Genomic DNA, 15739 nt, shown 5'->3' on the forward strand with positions numbered 1-15739 from the left:
GCCATTAAACATACTTTAATAAAGCAATCGATTGCCATCTCGCGGAATTTTTATACTTTGTTAATTATTTGCTAAAACACCTGACTTAAAAATATAGTTAGAAAATAGGATCGTATCCCTAAAACGACCTGAACTTATATGACTTTAAAAGAATTGAAGACTGTCTTCGGACTGTTTCCTATTGCATCTGCTGTAATTGATCCCGAAAATTTATCCATTCATCTGTCGAATGAAAAATATTCCCAACTTGATGCTAGAAAAAAATACATCGCCACAGGTGAGAATGAGATAAACTGTGCTTCATATGCTAAAGATTTTAGTTTTGTTAAGGCAGAACATCAACAAGATATTTTAAAATCACTAAGACAAGTTCAGGAATCAAAATCAGAGAACATTTTAACCTGTCTGGCTTCAGAAGAAAAAAATGCTTCAGTATCTATATTTTTAAAACTTACTCATCAGCCCATATTGGACGATAATGGAACTGTAACTTATATTCTTCAGACTGTTGAGAAATCAGATAAGAAAATACAAACAGAAGAAGCTGTTCAAAAAGATTTTCAACTCATAATAAACCACTCTCCCGGTATTGCTTACCGTTGTTTACCCGATGAACAGTGGACAATGAAATACCTTAGTTCTGAGGTAGAAGCTATTACCGGATATCCCGCATCAGATTTTATTAATAACGAAAAAAGAGATTTTGCCAGTATTATTCACCCAGATGATTTGCACCTTACCTATAGCGCCTTTGATCAGGTAAAAAATAAAAAACCGTACTTTGCAGAATACAGGATTATCACGGCCGATGGTAAAATTACATGGATCCAGGATCGCGGCTCGGGTATTCTTTCTTCTGAAGGAAAGCTTTTGTTTATCGATGGCGTACTTACCGACATTACCGAAAAACTTTTCCAACAGAGAGAAATCGATAATTATAACAGAAGATTTGAAGCTCTCGTTCAGGAGGCTTCAGATATAATTGCAATTTTAAATGAAAATGCCACAATTACTTTCGCCAGTGCCAGTGCAGAAAGATTACTCGGGTATACTGCAGCAGAGTATCTGGGAAAAAGTGTATTTGACTTTATACATCCCGATGATGTCGGAATAGTAGAGGGTAAATTTGCAGAGCTTAAACATCAGAAACAGGTAAAAACGCCACCATTCCGCTTCCGAAATAGAGAAGGAAATTTCCGGTGGTTACAGTCAATGGCTACAGACTTACAGGACGATCCTGCCGTACTCGGCATAGTGGTTAATTCCAAGGATATAACTACCGAGTTTTTGCACAAAAAAGAACTGCAAAAAGCCAATGAACGTTATCGCCTCGCCAATAAAGCCACTAATGATGCTTTGTGGGATTACAACATTTCTAAAAAAGAAATCCATTGGGGAGAAGGTTACAAGAAAATTTTCGGATTCAATGCTACCCATACTTTCTTAGATCTCCAAAAGCCAAAATTATACAGACCCATTCATCCCGAAGATGTAGAGGCTGTGGTTAAAAGCCTGCAACAAGCTTTGGAAAACCCGGAAGAAGAGGACTGGAAAGCAAATTACCGCCATTACAGAGCAGATGGTTCCCTAGCCGCTGTAATTAACCGGGCCACTATTTTAAGAAATAAAAACGGAAAAGCAAAAAGGATTGTAGGCGCACTTCAGGATATTAGTAAGGAAAAGAACCGTGCTGAAAGGAAAAATCTCATTTCAGGAATTCAAAAAGACATTCATAATTCCGCAAGCTTTAAGAAAGGGCTTGGCAAAATGATGGAACGTCTAATCTATTACTTTGACGTAGACCTTGCGGAGCTATGGCTTACCTCTAGGGATAATAAACACCTTAACCTGGTATGCCAAAAAACAACTACTCCTGTTGGAGAACAATTTGTTAATATCCACAAAAAAGTTATAGTTTTTCAAAAAGGAGAAGGTCTTCCCGGAGAAATATGGAGAAAGAAAACACTTCAATCCTGGGATAAAAATGAGCTTAATTTTTTAGTCAGAGACAATAAAAGATTCACCAGAGCCTACGGAATCCCTTTAAAAAGTAAAGAAGAAATAATTGGTGTTTTCTCCTTTTTTAGTCAGAAGAACCAGGAAGAGACACAGAAGTTCAGGGAGATACTTGAGGCCATAAATGAAGAAATAGGACTGGCTATTCTAAATAGAAAGAAGGAAGAAGAATTGAACAGCTTTTTTAGCCTCTCCAATGAAATGCTTTGCATTGTAGGGATGGATGGCTTTTTTAAAAGAATTAATCCTGCATTTTCAAAATGCCTTGGGTATACTGAAGAAGAAATTTACAATATTCCCTATGCCGAAATTCTTCACCCTGAACATATAGAAGCTGCAAAAAATGAACTAGTTAAACTCCAAGGAGGAGCAACAACCTCTTTTGAAGCCAAGTATTACCACAAGAATGGCAGCACCGTCTGGATTTCCTGGACGACATCCCCTGTTCCAGGTGAAGGACTTGTTTATGCTGTGGGTAAAGATATAACTTCTTCCAAACGTTCGGCCGTCCAGCTGCTGGAGAGTACGCAGAAATTAAAATACGCCCAGGAAATTGCAAAATTGGGATATTGGAGCCGGCCAATTAGGTGTAATGAATTTCAATGGTCTTCTGAAGTATATAAAATCTTAGAACTTACACCGGGGAATTTCATTCCAAACCTGGAGAATGTCAAAAATATCTTCCATCCTGATGACAGGCATTTTCTGAAAAAAAATATACACAAGAACCACTTTCAGGATTTCGAACATCGCATTATTACTTCTAAAGGACAAATAAAGTGGGTCCTGCAGCGAGTAAAATTAGTAACAGATGATCAGAATAAACCTCTAAGACTGGAGGGTATTATTCAGGATATTAATGAAAAGAAAGAAAAGGAACTTCAGATACATATAAGTAACGGAAGATTTAAGAAGGCGATGAAGGCCACAGAGGAAATGATATGGGACTGGGACCTGAAAGCTGATAAAACCGTGCGGGGAAAAAGCTTTTGCAAAGTTTTTGGGTACAAAAATTCTGAATCTACTTCTTCTCAAAATTTTTGGTTTAATAATATCCATCCCGACGATCGAAAGAAAGTCAAAAAATCACTTTTAAAAGCCGTCAACAGCAAAAGCAAGAAAAAATGGGCGATGCATTACCGCTTTATTAAGGCTAATGGAGAGCTGGCCCACGTATCAGACAAAGCTTTTATTGTGCGAAATAAAGAAAAAGAAGCTGTACGTATTGTTGGTGCTGCAAGAGATATTACCCGTTCCAAAGAAATGATTCAGGAAATACAACTTCAAAATAAGCTTTTAAAAGATATCACCTGGATTCAATCCCATAAAGTAAGAGCGCCGTTAAGCAGAATTCTGAGCCTTGTGGAACTACTCCCTGAAGCTAAAGGTAAAAAGGATCAGGAAGAAATTCTCAATTACTTAATGTGTTCTGCTAAAGAGCTGGATGAGGTTGTAAAAAATGTAGTAAAAAAGTCAGAATATTTGGAAACAGAGAATATTCAGGAAGAAATCGAGCTAAGACAAGTTGGAGAACCTAATTAGAAAAAAGAGGTGAACCTAAAATCTTAATTGTCTCTGCTTTTAATTCTCAAAAAAGAGCACCGGTACTATAGGCCGAAAACTGCCATTTGGAACAGGTCTCTTTTTCTGACAACTTGAAATTGAGCTTCATATTTTTATTTTCGTTCAATTTTGCTAAATATTTTTCTGAAATAATTTCTTCTGAAGAGTAAAAAACAGAAATTTTTTCCTTTTTGAGGTAAATCTGGGCATTTTTTAGTAAGAAATTTTTTTTCTAAAAAATTATTGCCTATTTTAATAAACAAATAGACTACCCTGAAGACAACTGCTCAATTTTGCCATTTGAAGCCTTCGGATTTTTCAAAATATCTTCATTTTTAATTTAAATTTTACCACACTTCATTTTTAACTAAAGTTCGATAATTGCCATTTATAAGTATCACTTGAAATTTCAGATGATCTTGCATAAAAACTTAGAATTCAAAAATTTTCTTCAGAATTAGTAGCGGAAAATGGCAATCTATGTATAAGATCAGACTTATTTAGAAAAATTTGGTTCATATAAGTCAACTTTATGAAGAAGAAAACATCTTTTATGATATTCTTAAAACAGAGATAGCCGGGACCTGACTACCTTAAATGGAATTTAATTTTTATCTTAAAAAAGGATGTTATGGAGAAAAACGAGAAACAAACAGTATTAATTACCGGCGCAACAAGCGGTATAGGCAGAGCACTTGCCAACAAATTCGCAAGCAATGGTTATGATGTTATAGCAGTAGCCCGTAACGAGGATAAATTAAAAGAAGTTACAGAAGAACTTCAGAAAAAGCACAATATTGAAGTATTCACTATTCAAAAAGATCTTGCCAGCGATGGGGCTGCAATAGAAGTTTATAACGAAGTAAAGCAAACAAAACGTACAGTAAATATTTTAGTTAATGATGCCGGAATGGGACAACGGGGAAAATTTGTCGATATTCCTAAAGAGAAAGACTCAGAATTAATTCATCTAAATGTCCTGGCACTTACGCAACTCACCAAACTCTATGCGAAGGAAATGGTGGAAAGAGATGAAGGTCGGATACTCAATTTAGGTTCTGTTGCCGGATTCCAGCCGGGGCCGCTGCTTGCCGTATATCATGCCACAAAAGCATTTGTAGTTTCTTTCTCTGAAGCTTTGGCTACAGAACTGGAAGACATGGATAGCGCTGTGACTGTTACCTGTTTATGCCCCGGACCAACAGACACTAATTTCTTCTCCAGGGGTGACATGGAAAATACAAATGTAGTGGCGCATAAAGACAAGTTAATGGAATCTCCTGAAAAAGTAGCTGAAGAAGGTTATGATGCTTTGATGAAAGGTGAACGTACACACATTCCCGGAGCTTCAAATAAAGTAATGACTTTTACCCGCCGGATAATACCTAAAAGTCTTCAGTCTAAAATACAGAAAAAGTTTTACGAAACCCATGAAGAGTAAGCCAATTTTGCAATTGGATGCCTTTGAATAAAATAGTCTCTGGTGAAGCATGATCGTTAGAAAGCTTTAAAAAAAGCTAAGATCATGCTTTCCATTGATTAGCTATAAATTTAAGATGAGTACTTTGTTAATAGTTATCGGTGTAATAGTTATAACTCTTGTTACTATTGACATGCTTAGCACCATCCTCCGGATGAGCGGAGGAGGTTTTATTTCAAACTTTGCTGCAAAGGGAATATGGAAAACCATTTTTGCTTTAAGCAAAAGGAATGGCCACTCCCCTATCCTTTCCCACGCCGGTTTTTTTATTGTTATAAGCCTTTTCGTAATCTGGATAGGCCTGATATGGATGGGATACAGTCTAATATACCTTTCCAGTGCATCTTCTGTAGTCGACACTGCTACTTTATTACCTTCTAATTGGGTTGGTAAGATTTATTTTGTAGGTTACACCCTAAGCTCTTTAGGAAACGGAGATTTAAAATCCGGAGGTGATGCTTGGCGAATTCTGTCCAACGTCATGTCCCTGCATGGAACCTTTCTTGTCACACTTTCTATTTCTTATATTATTCCCGTTTTAGATGCGGTTATTAAAAAGCGGACTTTATCTGCCTATATATGGCAATTGGGACGTACGCCCGAGGAATTAATTAGAAACTGCTGGAACGGCAAAGATTTTTCTATTCTACATGATCAATTCCAGAGTTTGCACACAATGATCCTTGAACATAGCGAAAGGCATCTTGCCTATCCGGTTATCCGCTATTTCCACAGTAACGAATTAAAGTATTCAGCACCGCTATGTATGGCTATTTTAGATGAAGTTGTAACTATTCAGGAAGTCTATGAGATTGATAAATCTGACAAAGCTTACAACTGGAAAATCCTGAAGAAATCTTTAAATTCTTACCTGGACATTTTAAGCTCCTCTTACGTTCAACCTACAGATGATGCTCCACCATTCAACTATTCAGATGATCTTAATTTTTCTGAATTAACTTCAGATAAAAAACATAAAGAAATCCTTGAGGAATCCGGGATCCGAAGAAAATATTTAGCGGGATCTGTTAAAGAAGATGGCTGGGCCTGGGAAGATGTAATAGAAAAAAGAGAGATAAACAGGAAGTTTTAGATCCCTTTTAAATATAAAGAACTAAAAATGCCCGAAAAAAATTCGGGCATTTTTAGTTTTAGACTGAATTCTAGTCTATAATTCCTGAACATCAGATCATTCCTTTATTTTCTTAAATGCAGATTTTATAAAAGAATCGTTTTCCATCATTTGTTCCTTTTGGGCAAACCCTGCAGGATGCGCAGCTCCTAAATCTGGTTTACGTCCCTGGGGAGTTGCTTTTTCAAAAGAAAAGCTACCTTTTCCGTCTATGGATTTGCCTTCACTCCATCTACCATGTGCTTTGGAATCACCATTTATATGGGTGGAAAGGAAATTGTAGTTGAAGTTTTGATTTTCCTTTTCCTGAGGAAAGCTATTCGGGATTGGGTGCACTCCTTCCGGCCCACCTAGTTCCTCCAGCACCGCGAGCCACTGATTCTGGTGCATCGTATCTCGCGCAATTAAGAAGGACAGCATATCTTTCATTCCCTTATCGTCAGTTGATTTCCATAATCTTGTGGCGAGAACTCTACCTGCAGATTCTGCCATTACATTGGCGTACATATCGGCAGCAAGGTTTCCTGTACCTACCACCCAGGAGCCATTAAATGGAACTCCATTACTATCTACTGCCATTGCAGCCATTCCACTGGAAAGTATGTGCCTGGCACTTGCTCCGCCCATAATTTGCTCCATAAATGGATCTTTTGCAGCTTCATCCTTTAAATCGTTGGTCGCCCCCTCAAGATTTAGTGCCACTGCTGTTGCCAGCAATTCAATATGAGCTATTTCCTCTGTACCTGTTTCCAGAAGCATATCTCTGTATTTTTCAGGTCCTCTGGCTCCCCAGGCCTGGAAAAGATATTGCAGGCATACCTTCATTTCTCCTTCTATGCCGCCGATTGCCTGCTGCAACATCTTTGCAAATTGTGGATTAGGTTTGTCGACTTTTACATCGTACTGTAATTTTCCGTCGTGATAAAACATGTTTAAATAAATTTAGAATGGTTAATAAAAAAATTTATTGTAAAAATTTCGTAATCCACTGATTATCGGGTTACCCGTTTTTTACACTATTTCTAAATTAGAAAAAGCAGTACGCATCTGGCGTTAATCACATCCCAAACAATTGTTACTAAAACAATAAAAAGCTGATATGTGCTCTGCTTTTTATTATAGCAGAGCTGTATAAGAAAAAAATCCAGGATTCATGAAGATGCCCGGAAGTGACAGATTACACATCAAATCTGCAAGCCTGGAGCAAAAATAAAAAAGTGAAAATTGGCAAAATCAAGGTCGGCTCTTATTAAACCCAATATGAATAAGATATGTCTGTCTGCATTAAAGAGGAGGTTCAAGAATATCCCCTACTCTAATTTCCGCTTTTCTTCTGAAATTCTCATTTTGGAACTTTCAGTCTTCATCCATTTATCCCAAAAAGTAAAATAGAGTCCATAATTTGTCTGAAATTCTTCATGATGATAATGATGATGGGTTGCTCCAATAAAAAGCTTTCCGAATTTGCTATTCTGAAAAGATTCAGGATAAATTTCAATATCCAGATGATTTATAACACTACTTAAGGTCATTAACAACAGGTATACTCCCAGGACAGCAAAATGAACAGGAATTAGAAGAAGAATTGCAGGTAAAATTAAAGCCTCCAGGAAAGATTCCCATGGATGAAAAGAAAAAGCAGTCCACGGAGTTGGTGTAAGGCTGTCATGATGAACTTTGTGTACTTTTTTAAATATTCTAGGATGATGCATCCACCTGTGTACCCAGTAATAATAGGTTTCGTGAATAAACAAAATCACCAGAAGACCCACCGGAAGGTACCAATATCCAAATTCAGCAGGATCTAGATAGATGGCTGTATATCCGTTCTGCCAAAGCCAATACGTCCATGCCCCAAAAATGGCAAATATCGCCGAAGAAATGACACTCCAGCCAATTTCCTTCTTTAGCTGATCTCTTCTTAACTTTCTGCGACTTAAAACTCTTTTCTGAAACCTGCCCGAGTTCCACACAAAATAGTAGTAATAGAAAAATCCTGCAGCCAGCAAATACCTTAGCAAAACTGCACAAAACAGGATTAGAAGACATATCAGGAATCCCGATGGTTCATTTACGTCGATCATTACTTATTGATGTACTTAAAAATCTTGATTATTCAATATAGCAGAAAAATTCAGGTAAAGGTTTTTAGACAGAAATTATAACATTTTTTTAAGCAGAAACAGGTATATCAGTTATAGTGGCGTACCGATCCGTATAAAGCCTTCTTAACCTATTGTCTATAGACTTTTCGCTGTAAAATTTTCAATTCCCCTTTCTTCTGAAGGGATTTTGTTGCCCTTATCACGGTTTCAACCCTAAGACCGGTTAGATCTGCTATTTGTTGCCTGGTAAGGTCCACTTTGAAACAACGAACAGATTGAACTGAAGGATCTACAGTGAAAAGTTCTTGTTATGGTGATGATCTATACATCCTGCAAGGCTGCCTGAACCAGAGTGGTTGCAGATATGAGGAATATTAAAAAACGAGTAGCTGAAAAAAATCTCGAAAATGTAAAATTTATAATGGTAAGCATAGATCCTGAAACAGACACACCTCAGCGATTAAAGCAATTCTCCAAAGAAAACTTTATGCAAGACAACCAATGGATGTTCCTAAGAGGAACTCCCGGAGACAACGGGGAATTTGCTGCTGTGCTTGCTGTGAGCTATAAGCAAATATCAACCATAGATTTCTCACATTCCAACATTTTAAGCGTCTTCGACAAAAATGGGGTTATGGTTCACCAGCAGGAAGGACTGGGCGTAGATAATGAAGAAACAGTGGCAGCAATTAATCTGGAAATTTCCAACTAAGGTTTAGGTAATTTGTGTTGAATTTCACGACAGCATTACCTATTTTATCAACCAGTAAAAGAAACCATGAAAAAGCCACTTAAACGCCATAAAGCCTTAATACCTCTTAGCCGGCAACACCATTACGGATTATTACTTTCCTGGAAACTAAGAGAAGGTTTTAAAAAAAATATTGATCTTGAACGGATAAAAAATTACACCGACTGGTTCTGGCAACATCACCTGATTCCTCATTTTGATGCTGAAGAACAACACATCTTTCCAATTCTTGGCGAGGAAAATGATCTGGTAAAAAAAGCAATTACAGAACACCGAAGGCTGAAAGATCTATTTAACGAAGAAGTAGAAATAAAGTCTGCTTTGCAGGCAATTGAAGAGGAACTTCAAAGCCACATAAGATTTGAAGAGCGTGTTTTATTTCAGGAAATACAGGAAATTGCAACTCCTGCACAATTAGCAAAAATTGAAGAAATCCACCAGGAAAGTGAAACCGCTGAAGAATGGGAAGACGAATTCTGGGTGAAATAAAAACTGTTGTCTCTCAAACCGCTTTCCCTGTCCCATCCTGCTTCTTTATGTAATTCTTTTTATCTTACTTCACTATAAAATAATTTAGGTGACAGCAATTATTTCTTTATTAATAATCATTTCCCTGTCGATTCTGGCTACGCGTATAGCTACGTTAGCACTGATTCACACGGGAATGTCCAAAGAAACGGCAAAATTCCAGGCTCGCTCTGCCTTTATGGGAGTCGGCTTTACGACAAAAGAGTCAGAAATGGTCGTAAACCATCCTGTTAGAAGAAAAATTTTAACACTCCTGATTTTTCTTGGAAACGCCGGAATAATCACTACTGTATCTTCAGCTATCTTCAGTTTTATCTCACTCGAAGGTTCCGGTTTTCTTTCTCTTGAAGTACTGGTGCTGTTCTCAGGTTTAATCCTCCTTATTTTCCTGACTCAAAGTAAATGGGTTGACAAAAATTTGTCGGTTCTAATTAATAAAGCGCTAAACAAATATACCCAGCTGGATGTAAGGGATTATTATAACCTTTTAAACTTAGAAGGAGACTACCGGGTGACAGAAATAAAAGCTTTAGAATCACACTGGATCACAGGAAAATGTCTTCATAATTTAGAACTCGACAAAGAAGGCCTTTTGGTGCTAGGCATAAAAAGGGCTAATGGAGAATTTACAGGAGCCCCGACAGGTACAACAGAAGTTAAGGAAGGTGACATTGCAATTATCTACGGGCATGGATCGCTTCTGAACTCTCTGGAGAAAAGACAGCAGGGAAACGAAGGGAATCAGCAGCACAAAGATACCAGCAAAGCAAAATCAGAAGAAGAAAGATAAAAAACTCTAATCTTTAAGATCCTCTTCCCCTTTGTCCTTATACAATTTCAGAAAATACCTTGGACTTACGCCATACCTTTCTTTAAAAATTTTAGAAAAATAACTCCGGTTATTAAGACCTATTGCAGTAACAATTTCAGATATATTATGATCTGATGTCGCCAGCATTTCCTTGGAGGCATCCAATTTTACCTGTTGTACATATTTATTTACAGTGAGTCCATATAAATGTTTAAAACCTTCCTGAAGTTTATTTACGTTGGTCCCTACTTCTTTCGCCAGATGCTCTACAGAGTAATTTTCATTTAGGCCATCATTAATTATCCTGCTGGCTCTTTCCACTTTGTCTACATCAGATTTCCTAAGGATCTGTGGAAGGTTACCTCCCTGGTTATCATCTTTATATTGGCGGATTTGAAGTGTTAGCATCTCATAGAGCTTTGCCTCAACAAAAAGTGACCTCAAAAAACCATCGAGTTCTTTTTGATTTATTTCCTCAACAATATCTGCAGATCTCATGCTATAGTGACCCTGGTAGAAAAACTTTTTTTCTGCTACAGAGTCCTCAAATAAAGTTTTTAAATCTGACGGAATTCCTTTGTAATGATGATTTCCCCGACGATTGAAAATACTTCGCATGATCTCTATGCTGGTTACATGTACTTTTTTATTAGCTTTAAATTTAAGAAGATGACCGTTTTCGCCACTGCTCGAAACTATTACATTTTGATAGGTCTCTATAGTATGCCTGTCATTATCTTCATTAAAGCCATGATCTGCCTCTCCTTCTGAACAAAAAATAAACTTAAGGGGGTGAGTTTCTTTCTTTATAAATGTAATTTCATAATCGTTAAAAAAAGTACAGTCATATTCAATAACCCCGATTCCGGAATCAAAACTTGTCCCTTGAATAAAACCTTCTCCAAGTACTTCCGGCACTTTAATAGTTAATTCTCCACTGTCGTTATTTATTGGTATCTCCCATTGTTGCGAAAGATCTTTAATAATATCCTCTACGGGTAAAGCAGTTACAGAAATTCCCATCTTGTATTTTTAATTTTTAATTTTATTAGATTCAACTCTTTCATTTAAATATCTAATCTATTTCTATTTTTAATTCAGCTTATCTAATGTCAAAGACGGGCCAAGAGTCTTAATCTAAGATGAAAAAATAATACTTATATAAAGCTAAAATCGTGTTATTTCTATGATAAATATGTCCAAAAACGGCAAACGAGACAGGAATAATAGTTCAACTTTGCGCCGATAACAATTTGGTCCAAAACCAAAAATAAAGAGAACAGATTGACATATATTTATCTAGTTGGTGCTCTTGAAATACTCGTAGTATTAATAGTGGCTTATTCCTTAGTAATGAAAATGATTAATGTTAAAGAAGGAACAAGGCCAGCAAGAACTCCTTTTAGTTCTCTACCGAATCGTCGGCTCCCTTTTTTCCCGGTTAATGACCTTTCCGCCTATAAGGATTTAGAAAAAAGAGAAAGCTGTAACAATTCCTGAAGTCCTTCTACAGAAAACACTAAACAGAACTATCTGCTGCAGGCCGAAAATTGCCATTTTAAACCTGTCATCTCAGGAACGCATATTTTTTAATGTCAATATTCCTACTGAAACTAATATTAAAGAACTTACAAGCACCAAAAGCGAGAAATATTCCTTAAAAAAGGCAATCCAAGCCACATCAAAGCTCCTTTATAGAAAATTAAGGCTTTTGAAAGCACAAAACCGGTGAAATAGAGCGAAAATATAGGTTTTGGGAGCTTCCTTAGCTTAAAATGCTGAAAATAGGCGAATATCGCGATGCTTACAGCGCCAAAGGAAGACCCAGTGCAAATACCCAATTACAAAATCGGTATACAAAAAAGACAAATCAGCAAAATACGGAATAGCAGTGAGCAACTGTATCAGGATCTTCGCACCAGTAAGCACCCCTAATATTTTCAGAAGAAAACCAACAAAAACTGAAATCTTCAGTGTTTCTTTTTCAGCAAAAAAAACCGGAAGCTGAAAATGGCAATTATCGCCCTTCAGTTTCCGGTATTAAATAATTTATGATATAATTTCTTCAGCTAAAAATTACTGAAGAAATTTTAGAGTTACAGAATATAGTCGGTATTTACAAAATTAGATTCTTTACTCGCCAGCAATTTCTGTAGGATATCGTTGTTATAAGGATTGTCCTTGGAAGCAACAAATGTTCGTATGGAGAACGATCTTAGCGCATCATGGACGCTCAACGTCCCTACAGCAGAATCTTTTCTTCCTGTAAATGGAAAAACATCTGGTCCTCTCTGGCAGGAACTATTTAAATTCACCCTGCAAACAAGGTTTACCAACGTATCAATAAGCGGAGCAATCTGCTCAATATCCTTTCCAAACAAACTTACCTGCTGGCCGTAATTTGAGTCGGCAATTTCGTCCAGTAATTCTTCAATAGAATTAAACGGTTTTATTGGAATTACAGGTCCAAATTGTTCTTCCTGATACACCCGCATATCCTTGGACACCGGATAAAGAACCGCCGGAAAAATATAATTTTCAGAAACCTGTCCACCTTTAGCATTGAGGATTTCGGCACCTTTTTCTTTGGCATCTGTAATTAACTCCTGGATATATTGTGGTTTATCGGGTTCTGGTAGCGGAGTAAGCTGTACTTTTTCTTCCCACGGATTTCCGAATTTAAGTTCGTCTACTTTTTGAGCAAAACGTTTATTAAATTCTTCTCGAATATCTTCATGAACATGAATAATCTTAAGTGCAGTACAACGCTGTCCATTAAAGGATAAAGTTCCCGAGATACATTCCGCAATAGCCAAATCCAGGTCTGCATCGGGAAGAATAATTGCAGGATTTTTTGCTTCAAGACCCAGAACGAGTCTCAGCCTGTTTTTATGCGGATGCTGATCCTGTAAGGCGATAGCAGATTTGCTGTTTCCTATTAACGCCAGAACATCAATCCTACCATCTTTCATAATTGGCGCAGCCACTTCTCTTCCCCTGCCGTAAATCACGTTCACCACTCCCGGAGGAAAACTGTTTCTAAACGCTTCCAATAACGGGGATAAAAGCAGTACCCCATGCTTGGCGGGTTTAAAAATCACCGTATTGCCCATAATCACTGCGGGAATGAGTAAAGCAAAAGTTTCGTTAAGGGGATAATTATATGGTCCAAGACATAACACAACTCCTAATGGACCACGGCGAATATGCGCATTTACGTTATCCCGCTTGGAAAATTTAGCGCTATTGCGGTCCAGCTGTTTATAATCTTCTATGGTGTCGTAAATATATTCTACAGTACGGTCAAATTCTTTTTCTGAATCTGGTAAAGACTTTCCAATCTCCCACATAAGCAGTTTCACCACTTCCTCGCGTTTGGTTTTCATCTGCTCCACAAACTTTTCCATACACTTAATCCTGAATGAAACCTTCGCTGTCGGCCAGGTTCCTTTGCCTTTGTCGAAAGCCTTACATGCATGATCCAGAACTTCCAAAGCCGTGGCTTCATCCATATGTGGTACAGTGCCCAATAAAGTTTTACTATATTCAGAAGTTGAAGAAATAGTGGAATGCACTTCATCTTTTTTACCATTCCAGGTTTTCAGCTCTCCGTTACCTAAATAGGTTTCCTGATGTAAAAGTTCGCTAATTTGAGAATAATTTGAATTACTCATAATTCGATGATTGGTTTGAAATAAAATTATAGAATTTCTGTTAATAATATCAGTGCAAGAGATACTATATTGCTCATACTACAAAAAAAATAATCGAAATCATACATCTCCTTTTAAATTGTCCTAATAATTACATCTTTAAGATGGACGCGCTAATTCAAAATTTTTGAAAAGTGTATTAAGATAGAAAATCCCGGAACAGTGCTTTAAGCGTCTTAAAAATTTCCCAGGAGACTTCAGTTTTATTTTTTCTTAATGAAGATTATAACGGTTTAATCCTGAATATCAATCTTCTGCCTTGAGGACCAAAAACCATAGATCATAATTACAGCAAAACACAGCACAGGTAAAATAAAGGAAAAGTTGACTTCAGAAACACCTAGAATATCATAGTCGTCTACAGCAGCACCTCCAAGGTCTATGATCATTCCCTGCAATTTCGGCATTAATGCGCCACCCACAATAGCCATTACCAATCCCGCAGCTCCTATTTTAGATTCTTCCTCTTTTAAACCTTCCAGTGCTATACCATAAATGGTGGGGAACATAACAGACATAAATAAAGAAGTAGCTACAAGGCTGTAAAGACCAATTGTTCCTTCAACGAAAATCACTGTTGTACAACTCAGCACACCCAAAACAGCAAAAATCCCCAGAAGTTTCCCCGGGTTCATAAATTTTAACAGATAAGTCCCTATGGCACGTCCCGTTGTAAAAAGCACAAATGCAGACAACTGATAATTGGCTGCCACACTACTGGAGATATTTATAGATTCGGCGTATTGATAGATGTAGGTCCAGCACATAATTTGTGCGCCAACATACATAATTTGCGTGAATACCCCGAAATAGAAACGCTCGTTCCCGGCTAAGGCCGAAAAGGTTTCGGATAATGGCGGAATACCTCCATCCTCTTTCGCTTGTGGCATCTTGTTCACGACAATAAGAATAAAGACTATAAGTACCACAAGACCCAGTCCAACATAAGGATCGCGGATAATCATTAAATCTGTTGTTCTTATAATCGTTTTCTGTACCTCCTCTAACTGAGAATAATTCGCAATATCATCTGATCGTAACTTATCCAGAATAAAAAACTTGGCAACCAGTAATCCGGCCAACAATCCTACTGGATTAAAAGCCTGCGCCAGATTTAGCCGTTGCGTTGCAGTTTTCGCCGGTCCCATGGAAAGTATATAAGGATTTGCGGTGGTTTCCAGGAAAGCGAGACCAAAGGTCAAAACATATAAACCAAGGCAAAAGAACCAGAATTGTTCTGATGTGGCCGCTGGATAAAATAAAAGTGCCCCTGCAGCATATAATCCCAAGCCAATTAGAACACCGGTTTTATAAGAATATTTCCTCACAAAGAGCGCTGCCGGAAGTGCCATACAGAAATATCCGCCATAAAACGCCATTTGCACCCATGCCGCCTGAGAATTACTTAACTCCAAAACTTTTTTAAAAGCCTGCACCATGGGGTCCGTTACTGCATTTGCAAAACCCCAGAGCGCAAAGAGAGAAGTGATGAGAATAAATGGCAGAAGAAATTTATTTGGAACAACAGGTATCTTTGAGGAAGTATTCATTAAAATAAATAATATTTTGAAATAAGTTCAAAATATACAAATAAACCTGAGTTTTCTTACGAGTTTTATACTCTGGAGAGAGACTAAATT

The 15739-nt window shown here is 37.4% G+C and carries 11 protein-coding genes and 1 pseudogene; 6 read left to right on the top strand and 6 right to left on the bottom strand.

The window, feature by feature from the left end; genetic code table 11:
* Window positions 1-138: 138 nt before the first annotated feature.
* From RM545_RS00255 to RM545_RS00265, 3 genes are all read left to right on the top strand, one after another.
* Window positions 139-3558 carry a PAS domain-containing protein gene (locus tag RM545_RS00255; RefSeq protein WP_311493259.1) on the top strand — a complete coding sequence of 1140 codons (3420 nt, stop codon included), beginning with the start codon at window positions 139-141 and terminating at the stop codon, window positions 3556-3558.
* 652 nt (window positions 3559-4210) lie between these two features.
* Window positions 4211-5020: an SDR family NAD(P)-dependent oxidoreductase gene (locus tag RM545_RS00260; RefSeq protein ID WP_311493260.1), complete on the top strand. Its 810-nt coding sequence runs from the start codon at window positions 4211-4213 to the stop codon at window positions 5018-5020.
* A gap of 115 nt (window positions 5021-5135) precedes the next feature.
* A complete protein-coding gene (locus tag RM545_RS00265; protein WP_311493261.1) occupies window positions 5136-6152 on the top strand; it encodes a hypothetical protein in 1017 nt (338 codons plus the stop codon).
* A gap of 96 nt (window positions 6153-6248) precedes the next feature.
* Here the strand turns inward: RM545_RS00265 and RM545_RS00270 are convergent, their stop codons facing one another.
* The 3 genes and pseudogenes from RM545_RS00270 to RM545_RS00280 form a co-directional block, all read right to left on the bottom strand.
* On the bottom strand, window positions 6249-7121 hold the full coding sequence (locus RM545_RS00270; protein WP_311493262.1) for a manganese catalase family protein: 873 nt from the start codon (window positions 7119-7121) through the stop codon (window positions 6249-6251).
* A gap of 380 nt (window positions 7122-7501) precedes the next feature.
* Window positions 7502-8275 carry a sterol desaturase family protein gene (locus RM545_RS00275; protein ID WP_311493263.1) on the bottom strand — a complete coding sequence of 258 codons (774 nt, stop codon included), beginning with the start codon at window positions 8273-8275 and terminating at the stop codon, window positions 7502-7504.
* A gap of 149 nt (window positions 8276-8424) precedes the next feature.
* Window positions 8425-8556, bottom strand: a pseudogene (locus tag RM545_RS00280) (helix-turn-helix domain-containing protein); the annotation flags it as partial.
* Between the two features lie 104 nt (window positions 8557-8660).
* Here RM545_RS00280 and RM545_RS00285 point away from each other — a divergent pair.
* From RM545_RS00285 to RM545_RS00295, 3 genes are all read left to right on the top strand, one after another.
* Window positions 8661-9008 (top strand): SCO family protein, encoded by a 348-nt coding sequence (locus tag RM545_RS00285; protein ID WP_311493264.1) that lies wholly within the window; start codon window positions 8661-8663, stop codon window positions 9006-9008.
* Between the two features lie 66 nt (window positions 9009-9074).
* The gene (locus RM545_RS00290) at window positions 9075-9536 is read left to right on the top strand and encodes a hemerythrin domain-containing protein (RefSeq protein WP_311493265.1); all 462 of its coding nucleotides are present in this window, start codon (window positions 9075-9077) and stop codon (window positions 9534-9536) included.
* A gap of 88 nt (window positions 9537-9624) precedes the next feature.
* Window positions 9625-10365, top strand: coding sequence for a TrkA C-terminal domain-containing protein (locus RM545_RS00295; RefSeq protein ID WP_311493266.1), 741 nt, complete (start codon window positions 9625-9627; stop codon window positions 10363-10365).
* 6 nt (window positions 10366-10371) lie between these two features.
* Here RM545_RS00295 and RM545_RS00300 read toward each other — a convergent pair whose 3' ends face one another.
* The 3 genes from RM545_RS00300 to fucP form a co-directional block, all read right to left on the bottom strand.
* The gene (locus tag RM545_RS00300; protein WP_311493267.1) at window positions 10372-11409 is read right to left on the bottom strand and encodes a helix-turn-helix domain-containing protein; all 1038 of its coding nucleotides are present in this window, start codon (window positions 11407-11409) and stop codon (window positions 10372-10374) included.
* Between the two features lie 1073 nt (window positions 11410-12482).
* Entirely contained in the window at window positions 12483-14060 is a 1578-nt protein-coding gene (locus RM545_RS00305; RefSeq protein WP_311493268.1) for an NADP-dependent glyceraldehyde-3-phosphate dehydrogenase, read from the bottom strand.
* A 272-nt stretch (window positions 14061-14332) separates the two neighbouring features.
* Window positions 14333-15649, bottom strand: coding sequence for an L-fucose:H+ symporter permease (fucP, locus tag RM545_RS00310; RefSeq protein WP_311493269.1), 1317 nt, complete (start codon window positions 15647-15649; stop codon window positions 14333-14335).
* Window positions 15650-15739 lie beyond the last annotated feature (90 nt).

Origin of the sequence: Autumnicola lenta (genome assembly GCF_031846515.1) — a bacterium.
Lineage (GTDB): Bacteria > Bacteroidota > Bacteroidia > Flavobacteriales > Flavobacteriaceae > Autumnicola > Autumnicola lenta.

Coding starts and splice junctions, on each gene's coding strand:
- RM545_RS00290 (WP_311493265.1), top strand. CDS start 9,075: ATGAAAAAGCCACTTAAACGCCATAAAGCCTTAATACCTCTTAGCCGG.
- RM545_RS00300 (WP_311493267.1), bottom strand. CDS start 11,409: ATGGGAATTTCTGTAACTGCTTTACCCGTAGAGGATATTATTAAAGAT.
- fucP (WP_311493269.1), bottom strand. CDS start 15,649: ATGAATACTTCCTCAAAGATACCTGTTGTTCCAAATAAATTTCTTCTG.
- RM545_RS00305 (WP_311493268.1), bottom strand. CDS start 14,060: ATGAGTAATTCAAATTATTCTCAAATTAGCGAACTTTTACATCAGGAA.
- RM545_RS00270 (WP_311493262.1), bottom strand. CDS start 7,121: ATGTTTTATCACGACGGAAAATTACAGTACGATGTAAAAGTCGACAAA.
- RM545_RS00265 (WP_311493261.1), top strand. CDS start 5,136: ATGAGTACTTTGTTAATAGTTATCGGTGTAATAGTTATAACTCTTGTT.
- RM545_RS00285 (WP_311493264.1), top strand. CDS start 8,661: ATGAGGAATATTAAAAAACGAGTAGCTGAAAAAAATCTCGAAAATGTA.
- RM545_RS00275 (WP_311493263.1), bottom strand. CDS start 8,275: ATGATCGACGTAAATGAACCATCGGGATTCCTGATATGTCTTCTAATC.
- RM545_RS00255 (WP_311493259.1), top strand. CDS start 139: ATGACTTTAAAAGAATTGAAGACTGTCTTCGGACTGTTTCCTATTGCA.
- RM545_RS00260 (WP_311493260.1), top strand. CDS start 4,211: ATGGAGAAAAACGAGAAACAAACAGTATTAATTACCGGCGCAACAAGC.